Here is a 25,151-nt window from a genome sequence, read left to right as displayed (position 1 = left end):
AGGGCTCCCCCTTTATGACTGAACTTGGAAACTTCCGCTTCCTGGAATTTCAATAATATCGTTCGCATATAGTTTGCGACCTCTTCTATTTTCAAGTTCTTGATTCACGTACACTTCATATTCTTGTAAAAACCATTTTACAGCGCCACCTGTATCAATTACATCGGCTAACTTTAAAAATTGCCCTAGTGTAATATACTCTGTTGAAATTTTAATACGTTTCATAAAATCGCTCACTTTCTGAAAGTGTTCATTCTTTCATTGTACTAAATAAACTAGCATTAGGAAAGTAATACCCAAAAATCAAATAAGGGCTACTAGCATCTGAAAACTAGCAACCCTTATTTCTTACTTAGTAAGTACGAACCGGTAAAATTAATTGAATAATGGATTCATCATTTACTGTACGAATTAAGAATGGTCTCATTGCTCCAGTAAAGCTAATCTTAATTTCAGTACTATCTAATGCTTTTAGTGCATCCATCATATATTTTGCACTAAAAGATATTTTTAACTCTTCTCCATCTACTTTTTCACATTGAACTTCTTCTACTACTTTTCCGATTTCTGGTGAATTCGAGGAAATTTCTAGCATTGCCTGCTCTAAAGTTGATAATTTTACAACATTATTACGACCATCTCTTGCTAAAAGAGATGCACGATCAATTGCTTGTAAAAATTCTTTTGTATTTACAAAAATATCTGTTTTGCTCTCCGCTGGAATTAAGCGAGTTGTATCAGGGTAATTTCCTTCTAACAATCTTGAGAAGAATAATAAATGTTTTGTACGGAATAATACTTGATACTCCGTAATAACGATATCTACCATTTCTTCAGACTCATCTAGAATTTTGCTTAATTCATTTAAACTTTTTCCTGGAATAACAACATTTGCTTGGAACTCATCTGCAATGCCTTCAATTTTTGCTTTTCGAAGAGCTAGTCTGTGACTATCTGTAGCAATGCCAGTTAGTTCGCTGTTATATACCTTCCAGTTTACACCTGTCAAGATTGGTCTTGTTTCAGAAGTGGAAACTGCAAATACAGTTTGTCTAATCATATGTTTAAGTAAATCCGTTGGAATCTTAAAAACATGATGTTCTTCAATTTGTGGTAACAATGGATATTCTGCAGAATCTAAACCATTTAAATTAAACTCTGATTTTCCAGAAGTTATTTTTGTCATCAAATGATTTTCCACAGAAATTTCTACAGTTTCTTTAGGCAACTTCTTTACAATTTCACTAAAATATTTAGCCTGTAAAACAATACTTCCTGATTGATTCACTTCTACGATTTCTTTTCCATTCTCTTCAACTGGAATGAAAGATTCAATTGAAATATCAGCATCGCTTCCTGTTAATGTAACTCCTTCTTCTGTAGCGACAACTTTAATCCCCGTAAGGATCGGAATTGTTGTACGAGAAGAAACAGCCTTCATTACATCTTGTACACTTCTTACAAGATAGTCTTTTTGTATTGTAAAACGCATAAAGAAAAACCTCCGGTAAGTATAAGATTTTATTTAATTAATAAAGATAAAAAATAGTAGTAATAGTAATAGGGCTTGTGGATATGTGGATAACCCTGTTAAAGGATGTAAAAACAGTCTATCTACATGTGGATAGACTGTGCGTAAAACAAGGAAAGTTATTCACACTATTCAGCTACTACTTTAAAATATCGTTAATTTCTTCAACTTGCTTTTGTAATTGCGTATCCGTCTTAAGTAGCTTAGAAATTTTTTCATGAGCATGGATAACTGTTGTATGATCACGTCCACCAAATTCTTCACCTATTTTAGGTAAGGAGGAGTCTGTCAGTTCACGTGATAAATACATTGCAATTTGGCGAGGGAAGGCAACTGATTTCGTTCGCTTTTTCGCCTTGAAATCTTCCAATTTTACTTGATAAACATCTCCTACAGCTTTTTGAATATCATAAATGGAGATAATTTTTGGTTTAGAATTTGGAATAATATCTTTAAGTGCTTCGGCTGCTAAATCAGCATTAATATCTTTGTTAATTAAAGATGAATAAGCTACAACTCGGATGAGTGCACCTTCTAGTTCACGAATATTTGAATCGATTTGATTTGCAATATAAAGCATGACCTCATTTGGTATATCAAGTCCTTCAGCCTTTGCCTTTTTGCGCAAAATTGCAATCCGCGTTTCTAAATCTGGTGGCGTAATATCCGTAATGAGTCCCCATTCAAAGCGAGAACGAAGACGATCTTCTAAAGTTGGAATTTCTTTTGGTGGCCGATCACTGGAAATTACAATTTGTTTACTTTCTTCGTGTAATGCATTGAATGTATGGAAAAACTCTTCTTGAGTTTGTTCTTTTCCCGCTAAAAATTGAATATCATCTATCAATAAAACATCCACATTGCGGTATTTATTACGAAAATCGACAGCTTTATTATCACGAATAGAATTAATGAATTCATTTGTAAATTTTTCTGATGATAAATATACAACTTTGGCATTTGGGTTATGTTCAATTACATAATGACCAATTGCATGCATTAAATGGGTCTTTCCAAGTCCAACTCCCCCATAAATAAAGAGGGGATTATATGCTTTAGCTGGCGCTTCGGCTACGGCCAATGAAGCAGCGTGAGCAAAACGGTTACCAGAGCCAATAACAAACGTATCAAACGTATATTTTGGATTTAGCATACTCTGTGGTAAATGATTAGAATCATCTTGTGCTGAATTCGGTTTAGAAGGAGGAAGATCAATCTCCTCTTCGGCTTGACTTTGGGGAATAATAAAGCGAATAGCTAATTTTGCCCCTGTTAAATCATAAAGTGTTTCTGAAATTAGCTCTGAATAATGAGATTCTAGCCAATCGCGGGCGAATTCATTTGGAGCCGTAATTGTTAATACATCTTTCTTTAAATTATGTGCGGTCGTTGATTTTAACCATGTTTCATAACTTGGTTTACTGACCTTTTTTTCTAGTTCTTTTAAGGCGCTGTTCCATAAATCAGAGATGTTTTCCAAAGGTGTCCCTCCTTTACTAAGATGGTAAAAGAATAAGGTTGCGCAACAAATGTACAACCTAAATAAATATAAAATGTATATTTATACGAAACGTATTTTAAAACCTAAAAACGTCGTTTGTATATGAGATAGGGTTTTCGACAAAAAAAGCAAATGTGGATAATCATTTACCCACATGTGATTAAAACTGTCCACATGTTATACACAAATTGTGGATAAGATAATGATGTGGAAAACTTATTCAAAGTGAAAACACAACTATAATATCAAAAAAAAGTAGCTATAGCAATGAAATTAAGAAAGTTATCCACAAAATCAATACCTTGTGGAATAAACTTGTCCACAACACGATATACTGTGTAAAAGTACGAAAAGAGTTTGTGGATATAAAAAACAGAAAAAAACATTTATCCACAAGGAAATATAGCGTCTGTGAAAAAGTATGTGAATAGGTTCAAAATGAATATTTGATGAAAATTTCTAGAACCATTGACATTTTCCTAGTTGATTAACTATAATTTATAAGACTGTCTTTAACAGATATTCCTCAGGGAGGTGTCATATAATGAAAAGAACTTACCAACCAAATAAACGTAAGCGCAGCAAAGTACATGGTTTCCGCAGCCGTATGAGCACAGCGAACGGACGTAAAGTGCTAGCAGCTCGTCGTCGTAAAGGAAGAAAAGTATTATCTGCGTAGACCACTGATCGTTCAGTGGTCTTTTTTTCTAATAATAGTGAATTTCCGCTGATGAACTACAGGAGTGTCAATTGATATGAAGAAAAAACATCGTATAAAAAAGAATGATGAATTCCAGACGGTTTTTCAAAAAGGAAAATCGACTGCGAATCGTCAATTTGTTGTGTATCAACTAGATAAAGAAGAGCAGCCAAACTTTCGTATTGGCCTTTCTGTCAGCAAGAAAATAGGAAATGCAGTAGTGCGTAACCGAATTAAACGTATGATTCGCCAGTCGATCACAGAATTAAAAGATGAGATAGATTCTGGAAAAGATTTTGTTATAATAGCAAGGAAGCCTTGTGCAGAGATGACATATGAAGAAGTAAAGAAAAGCTTAATTCATGTCTTTAAACGCTCTGGTATGAAAAGAATAAAAAAGTAGCGTAAGGAAATGAATTACACTATATACATACCGATACAAGGAGGAGTAGGCTTTGAAAAAGAAATTAGGTTTACTAGCCATGGTTGTTGTATTAATGGCGATTACTGCTGGCTGTAGTGAAGTAAATCAGCCAATTACACCAAAAAGCACTGGAATTTGGAATGAATACTTCGTATACCCGCTTTCTCAGTTAATTACGTATTTTGCCAACTTATTTGGTAGTAATTACGGTTTAGCGATTGTTGTTACAACTCTTATCATTCGTTTTGCATTATTACCATTAATGATTAAACAAACGAAGAGTACGAAAGCAATGCAAGCGTTACAACCAGAAATGGTGAAGTTAAAAGAGAAATATAGCTCTAAAGATCAAGCAACGCAGCAAAAACTACAACAAGAAATGATGCAGTTGTATCAAAAAAATGGTGTAAATCCATTAGCAGGATGTTTACCAATCTTTGTTCAGATGCCTATTTTATTCGCGTTTTACCATGCGATTATGAGAACATCAGAAATTAGTAAGCATACATTCTTATGGTTCGACTTAGGACAAGCAGATCCGTTCTATATCTTACCGGTTGTTGCGGCAATTACGACATTTATTCAGCAAAAACTTGCAATGGCAGGAACTGCTGGTCAAAATCCGCAAATGGCAATGATGATTTGGTTAATGCCAATCATGATTTTAATCTTTGCAATTAACTTCCCAGCTGCATTATCACTTTACTGGGTTGTTGGTAATATCTTTGGTATCGCTCAAATGTACTTGATCAAAGGGCCGGAAATTAAGGCTAGTAAGGCAGGAGGATCAAGCAAGTGAGTATAATTACTGCTAAAGGACAAACAGTCGAGCTGGCAGTACAGGATGCTTTAAGACAATTAAATGTTTCAAAAGACCGAGTAGATATAAATATTATCGATGAGGGTAAGAGAGGGTTCTTAGGTTTATTTGGGAACCGACCTGCAGTAGTAGAAGTTGTATTGAAGAAAGATCCAATTCAAGAATGTGAAGAATATTTAAAAAATGTTATTCACGATATGGGTGTGGAAGCTGAGATTAGTAAAATTGTAAAAGGACGCGAAGTTGAATTTACAATTTACGGCGAAAATGTGGGTGTTTTGATTGGAAAAAGAGGGAATACCTTGAATTCTTTACAGTATTTAACAAAACTTGTGGCGAATCGTAATACGAAGCAGTACATTGGTATCACATTAGATGCTGAAAATTATCGTAGTAAAAGAAAAGCTACGCTAGAAGCACTTTCTTATCGATTAGCCAAACAAGTAGTAAGTACGAAAAAAAGAGTTGTATTGGAGCCTATGCCATCTTTTGAACGAAAGATTATCCACCAAGCATTATCTAATCATCAAAATATCATTACAACTTCTGAAGGAAAAGAACCACATCGACATGTTGTAATATCTTCCAAGTGACCGGTTACTCAATTGAGTGCCGGTTTTTTTGAGGGGAAAATAGGTGTGGATAACTAAAAAACACTAAACTTATCCACTGTGAATAAGTTTAGTGTTTTTTACATGAGGACATAATAAAATGAGTTATTATTCTTTTGTAGATAGGTTCGTTATGGTATTCTAATAATTTAGTGAAGAAAATAATCATGTTGAAATAGAGATAAATAAGCAAGTGAGGTGAAAGGACATGGAATTTGATACAATTGCCGCGATTTCCACAGCGCTTGGAGAGGGTGCAATTGCCATTGTTCGAGTAAGTGGGGATGATGCGGTTGAAAAGGTTAATCGTATTTTTAAAGGGAAGGATTTAACAGAGGTTCCTTCTCACACAATTCATTATGGTCATATTGTTGATTTAGATACAAATCAGGTTATTGAAGAAGTAATGGTGTCTATTATGCGTGCACCGAGGACTTTTACACGTGAAAATATAGTAGAAATTAACTGTCACGGTGGGCTTGTTTCGGTAAATAAAGTATTGCAGCTTATTTTAGCGCAAGGAGTACGATTAGCGGAGCCTGGTGAATTTACAAAACGTGCTTTTTTAAATGGCCGTATTGATTTATCACAAGCAGAAGCTGTTATGGACTTAATCCGTGCAAAAACAGATCGAGCAATGAACGTAGCGATTAATCAAATGGAAGGACGATTATCTAAATTAATCGGCCGTCTGCGTCAGGATATATTAGAAACGTTAGCTCATGTTGAGGTAAACATAGATTACCCAGAATATGATGATGTGGAAGAAATGACACATAATATTTTAATTGAGAAAGCTACACATGTTCGTGCTGAAATTGCAAAAATATTAGAAACATCAAAGCAAGGAAAGATTTTACGTGAAGGTATTGCTACTGCAATCATTGGTAGACCTAATGTTGGGAAATCATCGCTATTAAATAGTCTCGTTCAGGAGAAAAAGGCAATTGTAACTGATATTGCAGGAACAACTCGTGATGTTATTGAAGAGTACGTTAATGTGCGTGGTGTACCACTTAAACTTATAGATACGGCCGGAATTCGTGAAACAGAAGATGTTGTTGAACGAATTGGTGTAGAGCGTTCAAAAGAAATGATGAGTCAAGCTGATTTAGTGTTAGTTGTCGTTAATTATAGCGAAGCTTTAACGAATGAGGATGAAGATCTATTCCGTGCCGTACAAGGAAAAGATTTCATTGTTATTGTAAATAAGACAGATTTACCGCAAGCAATTGATATGGAACGTGTTATAGAATTAGCAGCGGGGAATCGTGTTATTACAACGTCGTTAATTGAGGAACAGGGAATAGATGAGCTTGAAACGGCAATCGCTGATTTATTCTTTGAAGGAACAATTGATTCTGCAGATGTAACATATGTTTCTAACGCGAGACATATTGGATTATTAACACAAGCAGGAAAAACAATTGGAGATGCAATTGAGGCGATAGAAAATGGTGTTCCAATTGATATGGTGCAGATTGATTTAACAAGAACGTGGGAAATACTTGGTGAAATTACTGGTGACACCGTTCATGAGAGCTTAATTGACCAGTTGTTCTCTCAATTTTGTTTAGGAAAATAATATAGTGATGTTTCAGAAAGATAGAGATTATTAGGAGGAATAAACAATGGGATACAATGCCGGTTCATACGATGTCATAGTAATCGGTGCAGGTCATGCAGGATGTGAAGCTGGTCTTGCGGCAGCACGAATGGGCTCCAAAACATTAATGTTAACAATTAACTTAGATATGGTAGCGTTTATGCCATGTAACCCTTCTGTTGGTGGACCAGCAAAAGGGATTGTTGTTCGTGAAATTGATGCATTAGGCGGAGAAATGGGACGCAACATTGATAAAACGCATATTCAAATGCGTATGTTAAATACAGGTAAAGGGCCAGCTGTACGTGCACTGCGAGCACAAGCAGATAAGTTCTCTTACCAGCATGAATTAAAGAAAACAATTGAAGAAACACCAAACTTAACGTTGTTCCAAGGAATGGTAGAGCGTTTGATCGTTGAAGATGGCGAATGTAAAGGGGTAATTACGCAAGCTGGTGCTGAATATACAGCAAAAACAGTCGTAATTACGACTGGTACGTTTTTACGTGGTGAGATTATTATGGGAGATTTAAAATATTCGAGTGGTCCAAATAATCAACAACCATCTATTACTTTATCGGAACATTTAGAGGAGCTTGGATTTGATCTTGTTAGATTTAAAACAGGTACACCTCCGCGCGTAAATAGTAATACGATTGATTACAGTAAAACAGAAATTCAGCCAGGTGACGATAAGCCACGCGCTTTCTCTTTTGAAACGACAAAGTTTATTATGGATCAAATTCCATGTTGGTTAACGTATACAAGTACGGAAACACATCGTTTAATAGATGAAAACCTACATCGCTCAGCTATGTATTCTGGTATGATTAAGGGAACAGGTCCTAGATATTGTCCTTCAATTGAAGACAAAGTAGTAAGGTTTAATGATAAACCACGTCATCAAATTTTCTTAGAGCCAGAGGGACGTAACACACAAGAAGTGTACGTACAAGGTTTATCCACAAGCTTACCAGAAGACGTACAGCGTGATATGCTTAGAACAATCCCTGGTCTAGAAAATGTTGAAATGATGCGTACAGGTTATGCAATTGAATATGATGCAATTGTGCCAACGCAACTATGGCCAACACTTGAAACGAAAAAAATTAAAAATTTATATACAGCAGGACAAATTAACGGAACTTCTGGTTACGAAGAGGCAGCAGGACAAGGGCTTATGGCCGGAATTAATGCAGCATGTCGTTCTTTAGGTAAAAAAGAAGTTATTTTAGGTCGTGAGGATGCTTATATTGGTGTCTTAATTGATGATCTTGTAACGAAAGGGACGAATGAACCATATCGTTTATTAACGTCTCGTGCAGAGTATCGTCTATTATTACGCCATGATAATGCGGATCTTCGTTTAACTGAAATTGGTCATGAAATTGGATTAATTAAAGAAGAACGCTATGAGCGATTTACAAATAAAAAATTACAAATTGAACAGGAAAAGGAACGTTTAAGTAGCATTATTATTAAACCACGTCCTGAAGTTCAAGAATTAATTCGCAATATTGGTGGAAGTGAATTGAAAGATGGAATACGTGCAAGTGACTTATTACGTCGTCCAGAGATGACATATGAGCATATCCATCTTTTAGTACCAAGTGAAGTAGAATTAAGTGATGAAGTTACAGAACAAGTTGAAATTCAGATTAAGTACGAAGGATATATCGAAAAATCTTTACAGCAAGTAGAGCGTATGAAGAAGATGGAAAGTAAAAAAATTCCTGTCGATATTGATTATGATGCGATTTCTAGCCTTGCATCAGAAGCTAGACAGAAATTGAAAGATGTTCGTCCACTTTCAGTGGGGCAGGCTTCACGTATATCGGGCGTAAATCCAGCAGACATTTCCATTTTACTTGTGTATATTGAACAAGGAAAAATTGCGCGAGTATCGAACCAATAAATAGTAAGGAGATATTGTTAGATGAACATAGAACAATTTCAATCTATGCTAGAAGAGAAGGGTATCACCCTCTCTTCTAGACAGTTAGAGCAGTTCGAAATCTACTTCGAAACATTAGTAGAATGGAATGAAAAAATGAATTTAACGGCTATTACGGAAAAAGAGGAAGTATATTTAAAACACTTTTTTGATTCCATTACAGCTGCTTTTTATTACGATTTTTCTAAACCATTCTCAATTTGTGATGTTGGCGCAGGAGCTGGATTCCCAAGTATTCCTTTAAAAATCTGTTTCCCGCATTTAAAAGTGACGATTGTAGACTCATTACAAAAACGTATTAATTTCTTAAATCATTTAGCACAAAAGTTGGAATTGAGTGACGTCGCGTTTTGTCATGATCGTGCTGAAACATTTGGAAAAAAAGAAGGTGTACGTGAAGCGTACGACATTGTAATGGCACGTGCAGTCGCACGTCTTTCAGTATTAAGTGAGCTGTGTTTACCACTTGTAAAAGTTGGGGGAACATTCATTGCAATGAAAGGTGCTGCAGCAAACGAAGAAATTGAAAATGGCAAGTATGCTTTAGAGGTGCTAGGCGGGGATTTAAAAGAAATGTCTACGTTCCAATTACCGTTTGAAGAAAGTGAACGTAATATTTTATTAATCGAGAAAAAGCGCAAGACACCAAAGAAATATCCACGCAAACCGGGAACACCCAATAAATTACCTATTGAAAAATAAATCTTATTAGACGTAAGATTAAATTATATAAATGAAAACGTAAATGTTTCATAGGAAACATTTTATGGAGAATAGTCAATAGGCCTAAAGGTGGTGGAATATGTATGAAAAATACGTTTTCTCGTTTATTTGGCTTTGGAGATAAAGAGAGCGAATTCGAATTACAAGACGAAAGCCATGAAGAAATAGATAAAAAGGTATATGAAGAAATACAAGAAATTCCGATAGTAAATATTACCCCTAACCGTTATCAACCACGAACAGTTTTTGATGACGCGCGTATTGAGGAACTAGCATTAACGATTCGTACACACGGACTTATTCAGCCAATTGTTGTGAGGCAATATGAGGATGAGAAGTACGAGATTATTGCTGGAGAAAGGCGTTTCCGTGCAGCAACAAAGTTAGGGTGGGAAAAGGTTCCTGCAATTATAAAAAACTTAAATGATACAGAAACAGCTTCTGTGGCTTTAATTGAAAATTTGCAACGTGAGGAACTAACAGCAATCGAGGAAGCTGTGGCATATCAAAAGCTAATTGAGTTACATAATTTAACGCAAGAAGCATTGGCACAAAGACTCGGAAAAGGACAATCCACAATCGCAAATAAGTTGCGATTGTTAAAGTTGCCTGAAGAAATAAAAAATGCGTTATTAGAAAAAAGTATTACAGAACGCCATGCCCGTGCGCTCATCCCTTTAAAGAATGAGGAATTACAACTGAAGGTTTTACAGGAAATTGTGGAGAAACAACTGAATGTAAAGCAAACAGAGGAACGAATTGCGAAATTACTAGAGGAAGCAAAACCGAAGCGTAAGGCAAAGCAAAAAGCAGTAAGTCGAGATACGAGAATTGCCATGAATACAATTAGGCAGTCATTACAAATGGTTGCTGACAGTGGTTTAAATGTTAATTCTGAGGAAGAAGAGTTTGACGAGTACTATCAAATTACAATTCAAATTCCGAAGAAAAAATAATAATGGTGTGTTAGAGACCTGATCCTATTGGATAGGTCTCTTTTACTATATTTTCTTGTTAGATGAAGAAGGAGTTTACAAATAAATTTTGAAGTTTAATAAGGACGTAAAAGAAAAACTTTTATTTCATGTTACAATAAACGTAATTGTTACTAGAATAAGATAGAAAGGTTGAAAGTAGGTGACATCATGGGAAAAATCATTGCTATAGCCAATCAAAAGGGTGGCGTTGGAAAAACAACAACATCTGTTAATTTAGGGGCTGGATTGGCACAAGTAGGTAAAAAGGTCCTTCTTGTAGATATTGATGCTCAAGGAAATGCAACGACGGGTGTGGGAATTGAAAAATCCGAATTAGATCAATGTATTTACAATGTTCTTGTGGAAGATGCAGATGTTCAAGGGGTTATACAGAAAACCGCAACTGAAAACTTAGATGTTCTACCCGCTACAATTCAATTAGCAGGTGCTGAAATTGAATTGGTACCGACTATTTCCCGGGAAGTACGTTTGCAAAGGGCATTACAGCCAGTTCGTGATGAATATGATTATATTATTATCGACTGTCCCCCGTCCTTAGGGTTATTAACGATTAATGCATTAACTGCAGCAGATTCTGTTATTATTCCTGTTCAATGCGAATATTACGCACTAGAAGGGTTAAGTCAGCTATTAAATACAGTTCGACTTGTGCAAAAGCACTTAAATAAAAATCTAGCAATTCAAGGTGTATTGCTAACAATGTTAGATGCCCGTACAAATTTAGGGATTCAGGTTATAGATGAAGTGAAAAAATACTTTAGAGATAAAGTATACCGTTCGATTATCCCTCGTAATGTTCGTTTGAGTGAAGCACCAAGTCATGGGAAACCAATTATGCAGTATGACGCTAAATCAAGAGGGGCAGAAGTATATATAGATTTAGCAGAGGAAGTGATTGCAGGTGGCTAAAGGATTAGGAAGAGGAATCAATGTGTTTTTTCCTGATTTAGATGTGAAAGAAGAAGAGACAATTCAGGAGATTACGATAACTGAATTAAGACCGAATCCATATCAACCACGTAAACACTTTAATAAAGAGGCGATTCAGGAATTATCGGCCTCTATTAAAGAGCACGGCATATTACAACCATTAATTGCTAGAAAGAGTATTAAAGGATATGAAATTGTTGCAGGTGAAAGAAGATATCGTGCTGCTAAAGAAGCGGGACTCGAAAAAGTACCTGCCGTTGTAAGACAATTAAATGAGCAGCAAATGATGGAGTTTGCATTGCTTGAAAACTTACAACGAGAAGATTTAAATCCAATGGAAGAAGCAATGGCATATCAAATGTTAATGAATGAGCTAAATGTGACGCAAGAACAATTAGCAAAACGTCTTGGTAAGAGTAGACCTTACATTGCAAACTATACGCGATTATTAAGCCTCCCTTCTTTTGTGCAAGATATGATTGCAAACGGTCAACTTTCAATGGCTCATGGGAGAACTTTACTTACGATAAAAGATGAAGAACAGTTGAAATCTTTACTGAAACGAATTGAAAAAGAAGGATTAAATGTTCGTCAATTAGAGAAAATTGTTCAGGAGATTAATCAACGCGTTTCACGTGAAACAAAACAAGTAAAAAAAGAGAGAAACATATTTTTCGTAGAACGCGAAACGTTCTTAAGAGAAAAGTTTGGCACAGAGGTAAAAATTAAAGAAACAAAAAAGGAAAAAGGTAAAATCGAAATTGAATTTTTCAATAAAGAAGATTTAAATCGCATTTTAGAATTATTAGCGCAGCAAAACTGAAAAGCAAACCATCTTATTATTTATAGATGGTTTGCTTTTTTTAATACAGATAATTTTTGGTCTGTTTCTTTTATGCTTTGTGCAATTACATCAGCCATTTTCATAACTAAACTTAATCTTGTGTTTTGCAGGACGAAAAACTCCATAAAACCATTTAGATTTACGATGCCATGAATATGTAAATCGCCAACTGCTGGTAATTTCTTGTTCATCGCAGCTCCGGGTTTACTAGGCCCCATTCCGGTAGTGATGGAACCGATACTTTGAGATTTTCCTAAACAAGCATCAACCGCAATGATAAATGAAGTAGGATTATCTTTCTGTATATTCTGAATTTTTTCTTCTAAATTTAGCGCATGTACTGGTTCATCTAGTGTGCCGAAAACTTGGAAGTTTGTAATTCCTACTTGTTCTAGTTTCGTACCGACTAACGGACCGAGTGCATCTCCTGTGGAACGATCTGTTCCGATACAAACGAGAATGATTGGTATATGAGTTTTAATAGGGATATGGGAAAGTAAGAAGTTACTAATTGTCTCGGAGGCTTCTAAATCTTGGTGCATAACATTTTGAGTTTCTTTTTCGAAAAAAGGTAAGCGAAAACTTCCAATATTCATGAAGCACCCATCCTTTTAATAAATTTTCAAAATATGTTATATGGTGAGTAAAATGGAAAACTATAAGTGCGTACTTGCTGTAAAACTTAAGTGAGAACGGAAATAATAGTACTAGTATATATATATTCGTTCCATTTTATACCTGCATGGCGGTTAACAAATGGAATTAAAGACATAAAATTTTTTCAGCAATTAGGAGACTTCTGATACAATAAGAAGGATAACTAAAAAGAAATTTTGGCTGGAGAGGTAGAGGTACATGGATGTATTAACGAAGTGGTTTAATGCTACGAAACAGTATTTATTAGATGCTGATCGTTGGGCTCATATTGGAATTGCGACATTAAAAATATGTATCATTTTAACAATTGGTGCAATTGTAGTGCGAATTGCAAGAGCGGTTGTACGAAATGCGTTTCGTATGGGAAGTCGTTCTCCAATTCAAATTTCAGAACGTCGTACAGTTACGGTAGCGAAGTTACTTGAAAATATTGTGGCATACGTTGTTATGTTCATTATGTTAATTGCGATTTTAGGTGTGTTTAATATTAATGCATCAGGTTTATTAGCCGGTGCTGGGGTAATTGGTTTAGCAGTCGGATTTGGTGCTCAAAGTTTAGTGAAAGATGTTATTACAGGGTTATTTATCTTGTTAGAAGATCAATTTTCAGTTGGTGACTATGTGAAAATTGGTCAGTTTGAAGGTGTCGTTTTAGAAATTGGACTTCGTACAACGAAAGTGAAAAGTTGGACAGGTGAAATTCATACTTTACCAAACGGAAGTATTGTTCAGGTTACCAACTATTCAGTTAGTAATAGTGTAGCATTTGTTGACGTATCTATTTCGTATGAGGCTGATATAGCAAAAGCAGAGCAAGTCATTGAAGAATTATTAGAAGAACTACCTGCACAATATGAGCAAATGGTAACAACGCCTCAGTTATTAGGCGTGCAAACATTAGCTGCATCAGAAGTTATATTACGTGTTATTGCAGAAGTAGAGCCGATGCAACATGCAGTTATTGCAAGGGCACTTCGTAAAGAAATTAAAAATCGTCTAGATTTACATGGTATTGAAATTCCATATCCACGTATGGTTTTATATAATCGTGAAGAGTTAGTGAGTGGAAAAGCAATTTAATATGGAGAGGGGTTTGGAGAATGGAGCAAAAGCAGTATAACTTGTACGATGTTGTGGAAATGAAGAAAGCCCACCCATGTGGGGAGAATCGTTGGAAGATTATTCGTATGGGAATGGATATCCGCATTAAGTGCGAGGGATGTGACCATTCAGTAATGATTCCTCGAAGAGAGTTTGATCGTAAGGTGAAAAAAATACTTGTGAAGCACGAAGAATAGAGAGAAAGTAACAGTTACAGTGGGTAGCTGTTACTTTTTTTCGTTTGGAGGAAACTTGTCATTTTTTTCGTTACTATCTATAATGATGAAAGATTGAGACATAGGAGTGAAAAATATGGGATTAACGGCTGGGATTGTTGGATTACCTAACGTAGGAAAGTCCACTTTATTTAATGCAATTACACAAGCAGGAGCAGAATCTGCAAACTATCCATTCTGTACAATTGATCCAAACGTAGGAATTGTAGAAGTACCAGATGAGCGTTTAAATAAATTAACGGAATTAGTAGAACCGAAAAAAACTGTTCCGACTGTATTTGAGTTTACTGATATTGCAGGTATCGTAAAAGGTGCGAGTAAAGGTGAAGGTTTAGGAAATAAATTCTTATCTCACATTCGCCAAGTAGATGCAATTTGCCAAGTTGTTCGTTGTTTTGAAGACGAAAATATTACGCATGTTTCAGGTAAAGTAGACCCAATTGATGATATTGAAACAATCAACTTAGAGCTAATCTTAGCAGACTTAGAATCTGTTGATAAACGTATCGAACGTGTTGCGAAATTAGCAAGACAAAAGGATAAAGAAGCAGTATATGAGCATGAAATTTTAGTACGTTTAAAAGAAGCTTTTGAAGAGGGTAAACCAGCTCGTACTGTTGAATTTACAGAAGAGCAAATGAAGATTGTTAAAGGTCTTCATTTACTGACAACGAAAGAAATGTTATACGTAGCAAACGTAAGCGAGGACGATGTTATCGATCCTTCTGAAAACAAATACGTACAAATGGTAAAAGAATTTGCTGCAAATGAAAATTCTCAAGTAATCGTTGTATGTGCAAAAATCGAATCAGAAATTGCTGAGCTAGACGAGGAAGAGAAAAAAGTCTTCCTTGAAGAACTGGGCATTGAGGAATCTGGTTTAGATCAATTAATTCGTGCTGCATATGATTTATTAGGACTTGCTACTTACTTCACAGCAGGTGTGCAAGAAGTACGTGCATGGACGTTCAAACAAGGTATGAAAGCACCACAATGTGCCGGCGTAATTCATACAGACTTTGAGCGTGGATTTATTCGTGCAGAAACAGTTTCTTACGAAGACTTAATGACAAACGGTTCTATGACAGCTGCAAAAGAAGCTGGTAAAGTTCGTTTAGAAGGAAAAGAGTATATCGTAAAAGACGGAGACGTTATGCATTTCCGTTTCAACGTTTAATTTAATATTTCCTAGGAAAAATAAAGATATGAACTTGGCAAATATATTATGTGTTTGCCAAGTTTTTTATGTATGGGTGAGTTGATTCATCTAACTTACTATGATATAATCTAAACTCGTGAGTAATTACTATAAATTAATTGCTCCTTGCCCATTACGGGCCGTTTAGACCAAAAGGAGGTGAAAGTGTAATGAGAAAGTACGAAATTATGTACATCATTCGTCCTGGCGTTGAAGAAGAAGCTCAAAAAGCTTTAGTTGAACGTTTTGCAGGTGTTTTAACAAACAATGGTGCAGAAATCATTAACACGAAAGAGTGGGGTAAGCGTCGTTTAGCTTACGAAATCAACGACTTACGTGAAGGTTTCTACATGATCTTAAACGTGAATGCTAACGCAGAAGCGATTAACGAATTCGATCGTTTAGCTAAGATCAACGAAGATATCCTTCGTCATATCGTTGTTAAAGAAGAAGAAAAATAATTGATATATAAGGGAGAGTGGTTCGATTGATGAATCGTGTTATCCTCGTTGGTCGTTTAACTAAGGACCCTGACTTACGTTACACGCCCAATGGTGTTGCAGTAGCTACTTTTACGTTAGCTGTGAATCGCGCATTTGCGAATCAACAAGGTGAGCGTGAAGCTGACTTTATTAATTGTGTAATATGGCGTAAACAAGCAGAAAACGTAGCAAATTATTTGAAAAAAGGTAGCTTAGCAGGCGTAGATGGGCGTCTTCAAACTCGTAATTACGAGGGACAAGATGGTAAACGTGTATATGTAACAGAAGTTCTTGCGGAAAGCGTACAATTTTTAGAGCCGCGTAATGGCGGTGGGGAGCAACGTGGTTCATTTAATCAGCAACCATCAGGAGCTGGTTTCGGTAACCAAAGCTCTAACCCATTTGGTCAATCTAGTAATTCAGGCAACCAAGGTAACCAAGGAAACTCTGGATTTACGAAGAATGACGATCCATTTTCAAATGTAGGTCAACCGATCGACATTTCCGACGACGATTTACCGTTCTAATACAGTAAATTTGTTAGTTTTAACAAAGAATGGAGGGAAATAGACATGGCAGGACGCAAAGGTGGACGTGCGAAACGTCGTAAGGTGTGTTTCTTCACAGCTAACGGCATCACTCGCATCGATTATAAAGATGTTGATTTATTAAAACGTTTCGTTTCTGAGCGTGGTAAAATTTTACCTCGTCGTGTAACAGGAACAAGCGCAAAATACCAACGCAAACTTACAGTTGCAATTAAACGTGCTCGTCAAATGGCACTTTTACCATATGTTGGTGAATAATAGCGTATGAAATGCACAGTAGAGTCGGACTCTACTGTGCATTTTGCTATGCTTTTCTTTTTTGAAAGAGAGGTTAGATGATGAGGAATACGAAATTTATTACTGAAGGTGCGGCGTTGTTAGCAATATATGCAATGTTATTGCTTATATCTATGTATGTTCCAATTTTAGGCACAGTTGTAACGTTTGCGTTGCCGTTGCCATTTATATTGCTAACGATAAGATATAAAATATCTAATGCTTTTGTAATTTTTACGGCAGCGCTTTTTATTACTGTTATTGTTAGTCAACCGATGAACCTAGTAAAGACAACTATGTTTGGATTAATAGGTATCGTTTTAGGACATATGTATAAAAAACAAAAGAAGCCAGTAGAAATTTTGATGGCAGGGACGCTTGCTTACTTAATTGGTATTATGCTCATTTATGTTGCGAGTATAAAGTTTTTTAACATAGATTTAATGAAGCAAATGCAAAATATGTTTAATGAAAGTATGGCGCAAAGCGAAAAGATAGTTACAGCTGCGGGCATGCCTATTAGTAAAGAGCAAAAAGAGCTATTTGCACAATTTAATGATGTGTTACAAACGTTATTCCCAAGTTTACTTGTCATGGTCTCAGTATGTTTTTCTTGGATTACAGTTATGATATCAGGTAGTGTTTTGAGAAAGTTAAAACACGATGTCATACCTTGGCCTAAATTTAAGGATATACAATTACCAAAGAGTATTGTTTGGTATTACGTTGTATTTATTTTGCTATCAACTTTTATAAAAGTAGAACCGACATCATATTTACATATGGTATTTTCTAACCTATATGTCATATTTGCTTTACTACTCGTGCTGCAAGGTTTGACGTTTATCGCTTTTCTGGCGCATAGCAAAGGTTTTACGAAAGGGGTTCCTATTATTAGTTTTATCGCCTGCATGTTTATCCCGATGCTGTTTCCTCTTGTGACAATCTTAGGTATAATTGATTTAGGGATTTCATTGCGTTCTAAAATAGGAGGATAAAATAATATTCCTTATACTATTTTAATCTGTATTACTAACTGGAAGATAAGTTAGTTTTACTTTATAGGAGTTGTATACATGCCTGAATTTTATAAGAAACAGTGGTTTTTATATCCTGTTTACGTATTGGCATTTTTTGTGTTTGTGCTCATTTCAATCCTCTGTTATTTTCATTTACTAATGGGGATAGTCTCCTTCTTTATTTTTTGTATCGTCCTTTTTGTTGTTGTACGATTTGAACTTACTTTCCAAAAGAATTTTGAAAAACATACGACAGATATGATTACAAGGGTAAAGAAAGTGAGTAATGAGGCATTTAACCAGATGCCGATTGGTATTTTGTTATACAATAAGGATTATGGGATTGATTGGGCAAATCCTTATTTATCTTCATGTCTGGGGCAGCATGCATTAGCTGGATGGCACCTTTATGATGTATCAGAAACGTTACTTCTTTTTATTAAGGGAGAAACATCCGATGATATAGTCTCTTTAAATAATCGAAAGTTTCGTGTCTTTGTAAGGAAAGAAGAAAAGTTAATTTATTTCTTTGATGTAACAGAACAAACAGAGATTGAAAAGATGTACGAGGATCAACGTACTGTTTTAGCTGTCATTTATTTAGATAATTATGATGAAGTTACACAAGGATTAGATGATCAATTACGTACGAATATAACAAGTCTTGTGACATCCCGTCTAAATGAATGGGCCGTTAAGTATGGGGCATATTTAAAACGTGCATCTTCGGAAAGATTCTTCGTTGTACTAAATGAAAGTATTTTAGCGCAGATGGAGAAAGGGAAATTTAGTATTCTAGACCAAGTACGTGAAGAAACATCCAAAAGGAATATACCACTTACATTAAGTGTAGGTGTTGGATCAGGTGATTTACCTTTATCCGAGCTTGGGGCGATGGCTCAATCAGGTCTAGACCTTGCGCTTGGGCGTGGTGGAGATCAAGTAGCTATTAAACAAGCGACAGGTAAAGTTAAGTTTTATGGTGGTAAGACAAATCCGGTGGAAAAACGTACTCGTGTACGTGCCAGAGTGATTTCGCATGCATTAAAGGATTTAGTATTAGAAAGTAGCAATGTCATTATAATGGGGCATAGGGCTCCTGATATGGACGCAATTGGTGCTGCGATTGGTATTTTAAAGGTAGCGCAATTAAATGAGCGCAAAGGATATATTGTGCTCGATGAAAATGATTCTGATAAGGGAATTAAGCGTTTAATGGATAAAGTGAAACAAAATGAAGAGTTATGGTCTCACTTTATTACACCAGAACAAGCGATGGAATTTGCAAATGATGATTCATTACTTGTTGTTGTTGATACGCATAAGCCTTCAATGGTGATGGAAGAAAAGCTGTTACGCAAAATTGAAAATGTAGTTGTTATTGACCATCATCGCCGAGGAGAAGATTTTATTGAAGATCCATTGCTTGTTTACATGGAGCCATACGCTTCTTCCACGGCGGAACTTGTTACAGAATTACTTGAATACCAACCGAAAAATTTAAAAATGACAATGTTAGAAGCAACAGCATTATTAGCAGGTATTATTGTTGATACGAAAAGCTTTACATTCCGGACAGGTGCTCGTACGTTTGATGCTGCTTCTTATTTACGCTCACACGGTGCAGATACTGTACTTGTACAAGAGCTTTTAAAAGAAGATATGGATCAGTATTTACGGGTTGCAAAAGCTATTAAAAATGCGTACATTTATAAAAATGGAATTGCGATTGCAAAAGTTGATAGCGATGATTACTACGATCAAGTGCTTATTGCGCAATCAGCGGACACATTATTAACAATGACAGGAATTATTGCATCATTTGTTATTGCAAAACGTGGCGAGAATTTCATTGGAATTAGCGGCAGGTCTTTAGGTGAAGTGAATGTGCAGCTAATTATGGAAAACTTAGGTGGTGGCGGGCATTTAACGAATGCAGCCACACAAATGAAAAATGTTACAGTAGATGAAGCTGAGGAGAAGCTTCGATTTGTTATTGATGACTATTTACAGGGAGGCACACAATCATGAAAGTAATTTTTCTAAAAGACGTAAAAGGTAAAGGGAAAAAAGGGGAAGTAAAAAACGTACCAGATGGTTATGCAAATAACTTCTTACTAAAACAAGGATTAGCTGCTGAAGCGACGAATAGCAGTATGAAAACTTTAGAAGCTCAAAAGCGCAAAGAAGAAAAAGATGCAGCAGCAGAGCTTGAAAATGCAAAACAATTAAAAGAAACGTTAGAGAAATTAACTGTAGAATTAAAGGCTAAATCTGGAGAAGGTGGCCGTCTATTCGGTTCAATCACAAGTAAACAAATCGTAGATGCAATGCAAAAATCTCACAATATTAAACTTGATAAGCGTAAATTTGAAATGGATGATGCAATTCGTGCATTAGGCTATACAAACGTTACTGTGAAATTGCATCCGCAAGTAACAGCAACAGTAAAAGTTCATGTTAGTGAACAATAAAACTAAGTTAAGCAAGGAGGATTGCGTATGAGTGATGTAATGGCTGATCGTACCCCTCCGCATAATATAGAAGCTGAGCAGGCAGTCTTAGGTGCTATATTGATTGATCAGGATGCGTTAACATCGGCATCGGAACTATTAGTACCTGACTCATTTTATCGAACGAAACATCAAAAGATTTTTGAAGTCATGCTTGGTTTATCTGATAAGGGGGAGCCAATTGACTTAGTAATGATGACGTCAGCAATGGCTGATCAAGGATTACTAGAAGAAGTTGGTGGGGTTTCTTACTTAGCAGAATTAGCAGAAGTTGTTCCGACTGCTGCTAACGTAGAGTATTATGCAAGAATCATCGCTGAAAAAGCACTGTTACGTCGTTTAATTCGAACGGCGACTCATATTGTGTCTGATGGATATGAGAGAGAAGATGATGTGGATGGTCTTTTAAATGAGGCTGAGAAAAAAATATTAGAAGTATCTCATCAGACGAATGCGAAAGCATTCCAAAATATTAAAGACGTTCTTGTAGATGCTTACGATAAAATCGAACTTTTGCATAATCAAAAAGGTGAAGTGACCGGGATACCGACTGGATTTACTGAATTAGATAAGATGACGGCAGGGTTCCAGCGAAATGATTTAATCATCGTAGCGGCACGTCCGTCGGTAGGTAAAACGGCATTTTCATTAAATATCGCACAAAACGTAGCGACGAAAACGGATGAAAATGTAGCGATTTTTAGTCTAGAGATGGGTGCTGATCAGCTTGTTATGCGTATGCTTTGTGCAGAAGGGAATATTGATGCACAAAGACTTCGTACCGGATCGTTAACTTCTGATGATTGGGCGAAATTAACGATGGCAATGGGTAGCCTTTCTAATGCTGGTATTTATATTGATGATACGCCGGGGATTAAAGTAAATGAGATTCGAGCAAAATGTCGTAGATTAAAACAAGAACAGGGTCTTGGTATGATCTTGATTGACTACTTACAGCTTATTCAAGGAAGTGGGAAATCAGGAGAGAACCGTCAGCAGGAAGTATCTGAGATTTCTCGTACACTAAAAGGGATTGCGCGTGAATTACAAGTTCCTGTTATTGCCTTGTCACAGTTATCTCGTGGTGTAGAATCTCGTCAAGATAAACGTCCGATGATGTCTGATATTCGTGAATCGGGAAGTATCGAGCAGGATGCCGATATCGTAGCCTTCCTATATCGTGAAGATTACTATGATCGAGAAACGGAAAATAAAAATACGATTGAAATTATTATTGCAAAGCAGCGTAATGGTCCAGTAGGCTCAGTAGAGCTCGCATTCGTTAAAGAGTTCAATAAGTTCGTTAACTTAGAACGTCGTTTCGAAGATGGACATGCGCCGCCGGCATAACGATAGTATAAAAAAGAAACGCATTTCTTATAATAAGATGTGTTTCTTTTTTTTTATAGAAAAGATAAGGCTTTCATAGTGTGAAAATATAATTCTTACGAACGAAAAAGTTTTTTGATAAAAAAATGTTCGCTTTTTGGTTGACTTCTTTTTCGGTTTTGGTACAATTATATTGTTTGAATAGATCGTTTGAAAATTGCGGAGGTGCTTTAATAATGTCTTCAGTAGTAGTTGTAGGAACACAATGGGGCGACGAAGGAAAAGGTAAAATCACTGATTTTCTTTCTGAGCATGCGGAAGTAGTTGCAAGATATCAAGGTGGAAATAACGCAGGACATACAATTGTTTTTGGCGGAGTTAAATATAAATTACACTTAATTCCATCTGGTATTTTCTATAAAGAGAAAATTTGTGTAATCGGAAACGGCTTAGTAGTAGATCCGAAAGCATTACTTGAAGAGTTAAAATACTTACACGATCGTGGTGTAAGTACTGATAATTTACGCGTAAGTAACCGTGCGCACGTTATTTTGCCTTATCACTTAAAACAAGATGAGTTAGAAGAAGCAAGTAAAGGTGATAACAAAATCGGTACAACGAAAAAAGGTATCGGTCCTGCATACATGGACAAAGCTGCTCGTATTGGTATTCGTATGGCTGATCTTTTAGACCGTGAAGCATTTAAAGAGAAGCTTGAGCGCAATTTAGCACAAAAAAATCGTTTGTTTGAAAAAATGTACGATACAGAAGGTTTCAGTGTAGAAGAAATCTTCGAAGAGTACTTCGAGTACGGACAACAAATCGCGCAATATGTGTGTGATACGTCTGTTGTATTAAATGATGCATTAGATAATAATCACCGTGTATTATTTGAAGGTGCACAAGGTGTTATGCTTGATATCGACCACGGTACGTATCCGTTCGTTACATCTTCTAACCCAATTGCTGGTGGTGTAACAGTTGGAACTGGAGTTGGCCCTGCAAAAGTTACTCGCGTTGTAGGTGTATGTAAAGCATATACAAGCCGCGTAGGTGATGGTCCATTCCCTACTGAGCTTCATGATGAAATTGGTCATCAAATTCGTGAAGTTGGTCGTGAGTATGGAACGACAACTGGTCGTCCACGCCGCGTAGGTTGGTTTGATAGCGTTGTTGTAAGACATGCGCGTCGTGTTAGTGGTTTAACAGATTTATCATTAAACTCTATCGACGTTCTAACTGGTATTCCAACTCTTAAAATTTGTGTTGCTTACAAATACAATGGCGAAGTTATCGATGAAGTTCCAGCAAACTTAAACATTTTAGCGAAATGTGAGCCTGTATACGAAGAGCTTCCAGGTTGGACAGAAGATATTACTGGTGTAAGATCATTAGACGAACTTCCTGAGAATGCAAGAAAATACGTAGAACGTGTTTCTGAGTTAACAGGAATTCAATTATCTATGTTCTCAGTTGGACCAGATCGTAATCAAACGAATATCGTTCGTAACGTATACGAAGCTTAATTGATATTTTTAAGGAAAAACTCATGTCCGCATGAGTTTTTTCTTGTTTTTTATAAAAAATAAAAAAAGGTATTGCAAAAAATAAATAAAACATGTTATGATACATCTTGTCGTCACGAAAATATGACGTTGGTGAGTATGAGCCATTAGCTCAGTTGGTAGAGCATCTGACTTTTAATCAGAGGGTCGAAGGTTCGAGTCCTTCATGGCTCACCATTTTATTTTTCGTGGCCCGTTGGTCAAGTGGTTAAGACACCGCCCTTTCACGGCGGTAACACGGGTTCGAATCCCGTACGGGTCATGTTTTTTTATGTTCATTTTTGGTCCCGTGGTGTAGTGGTTAACATGCCTGCCTGTCACGCAGGAGATCGCCGGTTCGACCCCGGTCGGGACCGCCACTTTTGTTTATACCACCATTAGTGGTTTTATATATAGTTTTGGCTCGGTAGCTCAGTCGGTAGAGCAGAGGACTGAAAATCCTCGTGTCGGCGGTTCGATTCCGTCCCGAGCCACTCTCAGGATATTAAGTGGGCCCACTTAATATCCTTTTTATTTGTGTAATTTTACAAAATTGAGTAGTTATTTTAAAATAGAATGAGGAGCCTCTAGCAGTTGAAGCTAGAGGTTTTTCTATAGATCGTATAGGATTCCGTGTAAAAGTGGATCATACATGAGTCTGTGAGAATAGAGGAGAAAGTACTTAAGCAAAAGATGCGGTCATATAGGGACATACTATGTAGACATCAATGTGTTTAGGGATATTGACCATATTTTTACCCCGCTATTTAATGGGCAGTAAGGCCTCCACCTTAAAATTCAGCGAAAGCAAAGAAGCTAGGTGGAGGGAGGGCTGCCCGTGAAAGCCCAATTGGTGAGGGTTGATTAAAGCTTCACTTTATAAGGAGGAAATAAACGATGATGGGAAAGAAAATTTTAGTAGTTGATGATGAAAAGCCGATTGCAGATATTTTGAAGTTCAACCTAGAAAAAGAAGGTTTTGAAATTGTAATGGCGCACGATGGTGATGAAGCAATTGAAAAAGCGACTGAAGAACAGCCAGATATGGTTTTATTAGATATTATGCTACCAGGTAAGGATGGCTTAGAGGTTTGCCGTGAAATACGTAAAAGCTCAGAAATGCCGATTATTATGCTTACAGCGAAGGATTCTGAAATTGATAAAGTATTAGGACTTGAGCTTGGCGCAGATGATTATGTAACGAAGCCATTTAGTACGAGGGAATTACTTGCTCGCGTGAAGGCGAATTTACGTCGTCATCAGCAAGGTGGTGCGGCAGAAAAAGAAGAAAATACGGAAATGGTTATTGGACCAATTGTTATCAATCCAAATGCGTATAGTGTAACGAAACGTGAGGAAAATATTGAGCTTACACACCGTGAATTTGAGCTATTACATTATTTAGCAAAACATTTAGGACAAGTTATGACACGCGAACATTTATTGCAAACAGTTTGGGGTTATGACTATTTTGGAGATGTACGTACAGTGGATGTAACAGTACGTCGTCTGCGTGAAAAAATTGAAGATAATCCAAGTCATCCTACATTAATTGTCACTAGACGTGGAGTAGGGTATTACTTGCGTGACCCAGAGCAGGAATAGT

General features: G+C 36.4%; 26 protein-coding genes and 4 tRNA genes. 26 read left to right on the top strand and 4 right to left on the bottom strand.

What is annotated here, in order from left to right; all coding sequences use genetic code 11:
- Positions 1 to 12: 12 nt before the first annotated feature.
- From yaaA to dnaA, 3 genes are all read right to left on the bottom strand, one after another.
- Positions 13 to 225: a S4 domain-containing protein YaaA gene (gene yaaA, locus PQF83_RS19190; RefSeq protein WP_000821367.1), complete on the bottom strand. Its 213-nt coding sequence runs from the start codon at positions 223 to 225 to the stop codon at positions 13 to 15.
- A 127-nt stretch (positions 226 to 352) separates the two neighbouring features.
- Positions 353 to 1,492 carry a DNA polymerase III subunit beta gene (gene dnaN / locus PQF83_RS19185; RefSeq protein ID WP_001212896.1) on the bottom strand — a complete coding sequence of 380 codons (1,140 nt, stop codon included), beginning with the start codon at positions 1,490 to 1,492 and terminating at the stop codon, positions 353 to 355.
- 178 nt (positions 1,493 to 1,670) lie between these two features.
- The gene (gene dnaA, locus PQF83_RS19180; RefSeq protein WP_000428025.1) at positions 1,671 to 3,011 is read right to left on the bottom strand and encodes a chromosomal replication initiator protein DnaA; all 1,341 of its coding nucleotides are present in this window, start codon (positions 3,009 to 3,011) and stop codon (positions 1,671 to 1,673) included.
- A gap of 565 nt (positions 3,012 to 3,576) precedes the next feature.
- Between dnaA and rpmH the strand changes: the two genes are divergently transcribed.
- From rpmH to spo0J, 10 genes are all read left to right on the top strand, one after another.
- Positions 3,577 to 3,711 (top strand): 50S ribosomal protein L34, encoded by a 135-nt coding sequence (gene rpmH / locus PQF83_RS19175; protein ID WP_000831901.1) that lies wholly within the window; start codon positions 3,577 to 3,579, stop codon positions 3,709 to 3,711.
- A 76-nt stretch (positions 3,712 to 3,787) separates the two neighbouring features.
- On the top strand, positions 3,788 to 4,135 hold the full coding sequence (rnpA, locus tag PQF83_RS19170; RefSeq protein ID WP_000726630.1) for a ribonuclease P protein component: 348 nt from the start codon (positions 3,788 to 3,790) through the stop codon (positions 4,133 to 4,135).
- A 52-nt stretch (positions 4,136 to 4,187) separates the two neighbouring features.
- Positions 4,188 to 4,955 (top strand): YidC family membrane integrase SpoIIIJ, encoded by a 768-nt coding sequence (gene spoIIIJ / locus PQF83_RS19165; RefSeq protein WP_000727751.1) that lies wholly within the window; start codon positions 4,188 to 4,190, stop codon positions 4,953 to 4,955.
- A complete protein-coding gene (gene jag, locus PQF83_RS19160) occupies positions 4,952 to 5,569 on the top strand; it encodes an RNA-binding cell elongation regulator Jag/EloR (RefSeq protein ID WP_000022804.1) in 618 nt (205 codons plus the stop codon). The genes spoIIIJ and jag overlap by 4 nt, the downstream gene beginning before the upstream one ends.
- Before the next feature lie 226 nt (positions 5,570 to 5,795).
- Complete coding sequence (gene mnmE / locus PQF83_RS19155) at positions 5,796 to 7,172, top strand: tRNA uridine-5-carboxymethylaminomethyl(34) synthesis GTPase MnmE (RefSeq protein ID WP_000393773.1); 1,377 nt, start codon at positions 5,796 to 5,798, stop codon at positions 7,170 to 7,172.
- Between the two features lie 46 nt (positions 7,173 to 7,218).
- Positions 7,219 to 9,108 (top strand): tRNA uridine-5-carboxymethylaminomethyl(34) synthesis enzyme MnmG, encoded by a 1,890-nt coding sequence (mnmG, locus tag PQF83_RS19150; protein ID WP_000541033.1) that lies wholly within the window; start codon positions 7,219 to 7,221, stop codon positions 9,106 to 9,108.
- Positions 9,109 to 9,129: 21 nt separating this feature from the next.
- Positions 9,130 to 9,849 (top strand): 16S rRNA (guanine(527)-N(7))-methyltransferase RsmG, encoded by a 720-nt coding sequence (gene rsmG, locus PQF83_RS19145; protein ID WP_001019621.1) that lies wholly within the window; start codon positions 9,130 to 9,132, stop codon positions 9,847 to 9,849.
- 104 nt (positions 9,850 to 9,953) lie between these two features.
- Positions 9,954 to 10,826, top strand: coding sequence for a nucleoid occlusion protein (noc, locus tag PQF83_RS19140; protein WP_000799029.1), 873 nt, complete (start codon positions 9,954 to 9,956; stop codon positions 10,824 to 10,826).
- 189 nt (positions 10,827 to 11,015) lie between these two features.
- A complete protein-coding gene (gene soj / locus PQF83_RS19135) occupies positions 11,016 to 11,777 on the top strand; it encodes a sporulation initiation inhibitor protein Soj (protein WP_000516114.1) in 762 nt (253 codons plus the stop codon).
- Entirely contained in the window at positions 11,770 to 12,621 is an 852-nt protein-coding gene (gene spo0J / locus PQF83_RS19130; RefSeq protein ID WP_001051838.1) for a stage 0 sporulation protein Spo0J, read from the top strand. The genes soj and spo0J overlap by 8 nt, the downstream gene beginning before the upstream one ends.
- Positions 12,622 to 12,641: 20 nt before the next feature.
- Here spo0J and yyaC read toward each other — a convergent pair whose 3' ends face one another.
- Positions 12,642 to 13,238, bottom strand: coding sequence for a spore protease YyaC (gene yyaC / locus PQF83_RS19125; protein WP_001020729.1), 597 nt, complete (start codon positions 13,236 to 13,238; stop codon positions 12,642 to 12,644).
- A 259-nt stretch (positions 13,239 to 13,497) separates the two neighbouring features.
- Between yyaC and PQF83_RS19120 the strand changes: the two genes are divergently transcribed.
- The 16 genes from PQF83_RS19120 (at position 13,498) to walR (ending at position 25,150) form a co-directional block, all read left to right on the top strand.
- Positions 13,498 to 14,379, top strand: coding sequence for a mechanosensitive ion channel family protein (locus tag PQF83_RS19120; protein ID WP_000382911.1), 882 nt, complete (start codon positions 13,498 to 13,500; stop codon positions 14,377 to 14,379).
- A 20-nt stretch (positions 14,380 to 14,399) separates the two neighbouring features.
- On the top strand, positions 14,400 to 14,597 hold the full coding sequence (locus PQF83_RS19115; RefSeq protein WP_000436051.1) for a DUF951 domain-containing protein: 198 nt from the start codon (positions 14,400 to 14,402) through the stop codon (positions 14,595 to 14,597).
- Between the two features lie 115 nt (positions 14,598 to 14,712).
- Positions 14,713 to 15,813 (top strand): redox-regulated ATPase YchF, encoded by a 1,101-nt coding sequence (gene ychF, locus PQF83_RS19110; RefSeq protein WP_000524669.1) that lies wholly within the window; start codon positions 14,713 to 14,715, stop codon positions 15,811 to 15,813.
- Between the two features lie 191 nt (positions 15,814 to 16,004).
- Positions 16,005 to 16,295, top strand: coding sequence for a 30S ribosomal protein S6 (rpsF, locus tag PQF83_RS19105; protein WP_001233779.1), 291 nt, complete (start codon positions 16,005 to 16,007; stop codon positions 16,293 to 16,295).
- Between the two features lie 26 nt (positions 16,296 to 16,321).
- A complete protein-coding gene (ssb, locus tag PQF83_RS19100; RefSeq protein ID WP_000981967.1) occupies positions 16,322 to 16,843 on the top strand; it encodes a single-stranded DNA-binding protein in 522 nt (173 codons plus the stop codon).
- Between the two features lie 45 nt (positions 16,844 to 16,888).
- The gene (rpsR, locus tag PQF83_RS19095; protein ID WP_000918873.1) at positions 16,889 to 17,122 is read left to right on the top strand and encodes a 30S ribosomal protein S18; all 234 of its coding nucleotides are present in this window, start codon (positions 16,889 to 16,891) and stop codon (positions 17,120 to 17,122) included.
- Positions 17,123 to 17,202: 80 nt separating this feature from the next.
- Positions 17,203 to 18,138: a YybS family protein gene (locus PQF83_RS19090; protein WP_001246427.1), complete on the top strand. Its 936-nt coding sequence runs from the start codon at positions 17,203 to 17,205 to the stop codon at positions 18,136 to 18,138.
- Between the two features lie 78 nt (positions 18,139 to 18,216).
- On the top strand, positions 18,217 to 20,190 hold the full coding sequence (locus PQF83_RS19085; RefSeq protein WP_001113897.1) for a DHH family phosphoesterase: 1,974 nt from the start codon (positions 18,217 to 18,219) through the stop codon (positions 20,188 to 20,190).
- Positions 20,187 to 20,633, top strand: coding sequence for a 50S ribosomal protein L9 (rplI, locus tag PQF83_RS19080; RefSeq protein WP_000864231.1), 447 nt, complete (start codon positions 20,187 to 20,189; stop codon positions 20,631 to 20,633). The genes PQF83_RS19085 and rplI overlap by 4 nt, the downstream gene beginning before the upstream one ends.
- Before the next feature lie 27 nt (positions 20,634 to 20,660).
- Positions 20,661 to 22,022 carry a replicative DNA helicase gene (gene dnaB / locus PQF83_RS19075; RefSeq protein ID WP_001286244.1) on the top strand — a complete coding sequence of 454 codons (1,362 nt, stop codon included), beginning with the start codon at positions 20,661 to 20,663 and terminating at the stop codon, positions 22,020 to 22,022.
- Positions 22,023 to 22,237: 215 nt separating this feature from the next.
- Positions 22,238 to 23,527 (top strand): adenylosuccinate synthase, encoded by a 1,290-nt coding sequence (locus PQF83_RS19070; RefSeq protein ID WP_000100224.1) that lies wholly within the window; start codon positions 22,238 to 22,240, stop codon positions 23,525 to 23,527.
- 140 nt (positions 23,528 to 23,667) lie between these two features.
- Positions 23,668 to 23,743 (top strand) — tRNA-Lys (locus tag PQF83_RS19065).
- A gap of 13 nt (positions 23,744 to 23,756) precedes the next feature.
- Positions 23,757 to 23,828, top strand: a tRNA-Glu gene (locus PQF83_RS19060).
- Positions 23,829 to 23,849: 21 nt separating this feature from the next.
- A tRNA-Asp gene (locus tag PQF83_RS19055) sits at positions 23,850 to 23,925 on the top strand.
- A gap of 41 nt (positions 23,926 to 23,966) precedes the next feature.
- Positions 23,967 to 24,039 (top strand) — tRNA-Phe (locus PQF83_RS19050).
- A gap of 403 nt (positions 24,040 to 24,442) precedes the next feature.
- Complete coding sequence (walR, locus tag PQF83_RS19045) at positions 24,443 to 25,150, top strand: cell wall metabolism DNA-binding response regulator WalR (RefSeq protein WP_000971872.1); 708 nt, start codon at positions 24,443 to 24,445, stop codon at positions 25,148 to 25,150.
- Position 25,151 lies beyond the last annotated feature (1 nt).

The sequence above is a fragment of the Bacillus sp. FF-1 genome, from assembly GCF_028548245.1.
Lineage (GTDB): Bacteria > Bacillota > Bacilli > Bacillales > Bacillaceae_G > Bacillus_A > Bacillus_A paranthracis.
Note: the sequence above shows the minus strand (reverse complement) of the source record. Positions and strands in the feature narration are given on the sequence as shown.

Bases quoted from the DNA above. Each gene is read 5' to 3' on its own strand.
- yaaA (WP_000821367.1), bottom strand. From the start codon at position 225: ATGAAACGTATTAAAATTTCAACAGAGTATATTACACTAGGGCAATTT.
- dnaN (WP_001212896.1), bottom strand. From the start codon at position 1,492: ATGCGTTTTACAATACAAAAAGACTATCTTGTAAGAAGTGTACAAGAT.
- rpmH (WP_000831901.1), top strand. From the start codon at position 3,577: ATGAAAAGAACTTACCAACCAAATAAACGTAAGCGCAGCAAAGTACAT.
- rnpA (WP_000726630.1), top strand. From the start codon at position 3,788: ATGAAGAAAAAACATCGTATAAAAAAGAATGATGAATTCCAGACGGTT.
- mnmE (WP_000393773.1), top strand. From the start codon at position 5,796: ATGGAATTTGATACAATTGCCGCGATTTCCACAGCGCTTGGAGAGGGT.
- mnmG (WP_000541033.1), top strand. From the start codon at position 7,219: ATGGGATACAATGCCGGTTCATACGATGTCATAGTAATCGGTGCAGGT.
- rsmG (WP_001019621.1), top strand. From the start codon at position 9,130: ATGAACATAGAACAATTTCAATCTATGCTAGAAGAGAAGGGTATCACC.
- noc (WP_000799029.1), top strand. From the start codon at position 9,954: ATGAAAAATACGTTTTCTCGTTTATTTGGCTTTGGAGATAAAGAGAGC.
- soj (WP_000516114.1), top strand. From the start codon at position 11,016: ATGGGAAAAATCATTGCTATAGCCAATCAAAAGGGTGGCGTTGGAAAA.
- yyaC (WP_001020729.1), bottom strand. From the start codon at position 13,238: ATGAATATTGGAAGTTTTCGCTTACCTTTTTTCGAAAAAGAAACTCAA.
- PQF83_RS19120 (WP_000382911.1), top strand. From the start codon at position 13,498: ATGGATGTATTAACGAAGTGGTTTAATGCTACGAAACAGTATTTATTA.
- PQF83_RS19115 (WP_000436051.1), top strand. From the start codon at position 14,400: ATGGAGCAAAAGCAGTATAACTTGTACGATGTTGTGGAAATGAAGAAA.
- ychF (WP_000524669.1), top strand. From the start codon at position 14,713: ATGGGATTAACGGCTGGGATTGTTGGATTACCTAACGTAGGAAAGTCC.
- rpsF (WP_001233779.1), top strand. From the start codon at position 16,005: ATGAGAAAGTACGAAATTATGTACATCATTCGTCCTGGCGTTGAAGAA.
- rpsR (WP_000918873.1), top strand. From the start codon at position 16,889: ATGGCAGGACGCAAAGGTGGACGTGCGAAACGTCGTAAGGTGTGTTTC.
- PQF83_RS19090 (WP_001246427.1), top strand. From the start codon at position 17,203: ATGAGGAATACGAAATTTATTACTGAAGGTGCGGCGTTGTTAGCAATA.
- PQF83_RS19085 (WP_001113897.1), top strand. From the start codon at position 18,217: ATGCCTGAATTTTATAAGAAACAGTGGTTTTTATATCCTGTTTACGTA.
- rplI (WP_000864231.1), top strand. From the start codon at position 20,187: ATGAAAGTAATTTTTCTAAAAGACGTAAAAGGTAAAGGGAAAAAAGGG.
- dnaB (WP_001286244.1), top strand. From the start codon at position 20,661: ATGAGTGATGTAATGGCTGATCGTACCCCTCCGCATAATATAGAAGCT.
- PQF83_RS19070 (WP_000100224.1), top strand. From the start codon at position 22,238: ATGTCTTCAGTAGTAGTTGTAGGAACACAATGGGGCGACGAAGGAAAA.
- walR (WP_000971872.1), top strand. From the start codon at position 24,443: ATGATGGGAAAGAAAATTTTAGTAGTTGATGATGAAAAGCCGATTGCA.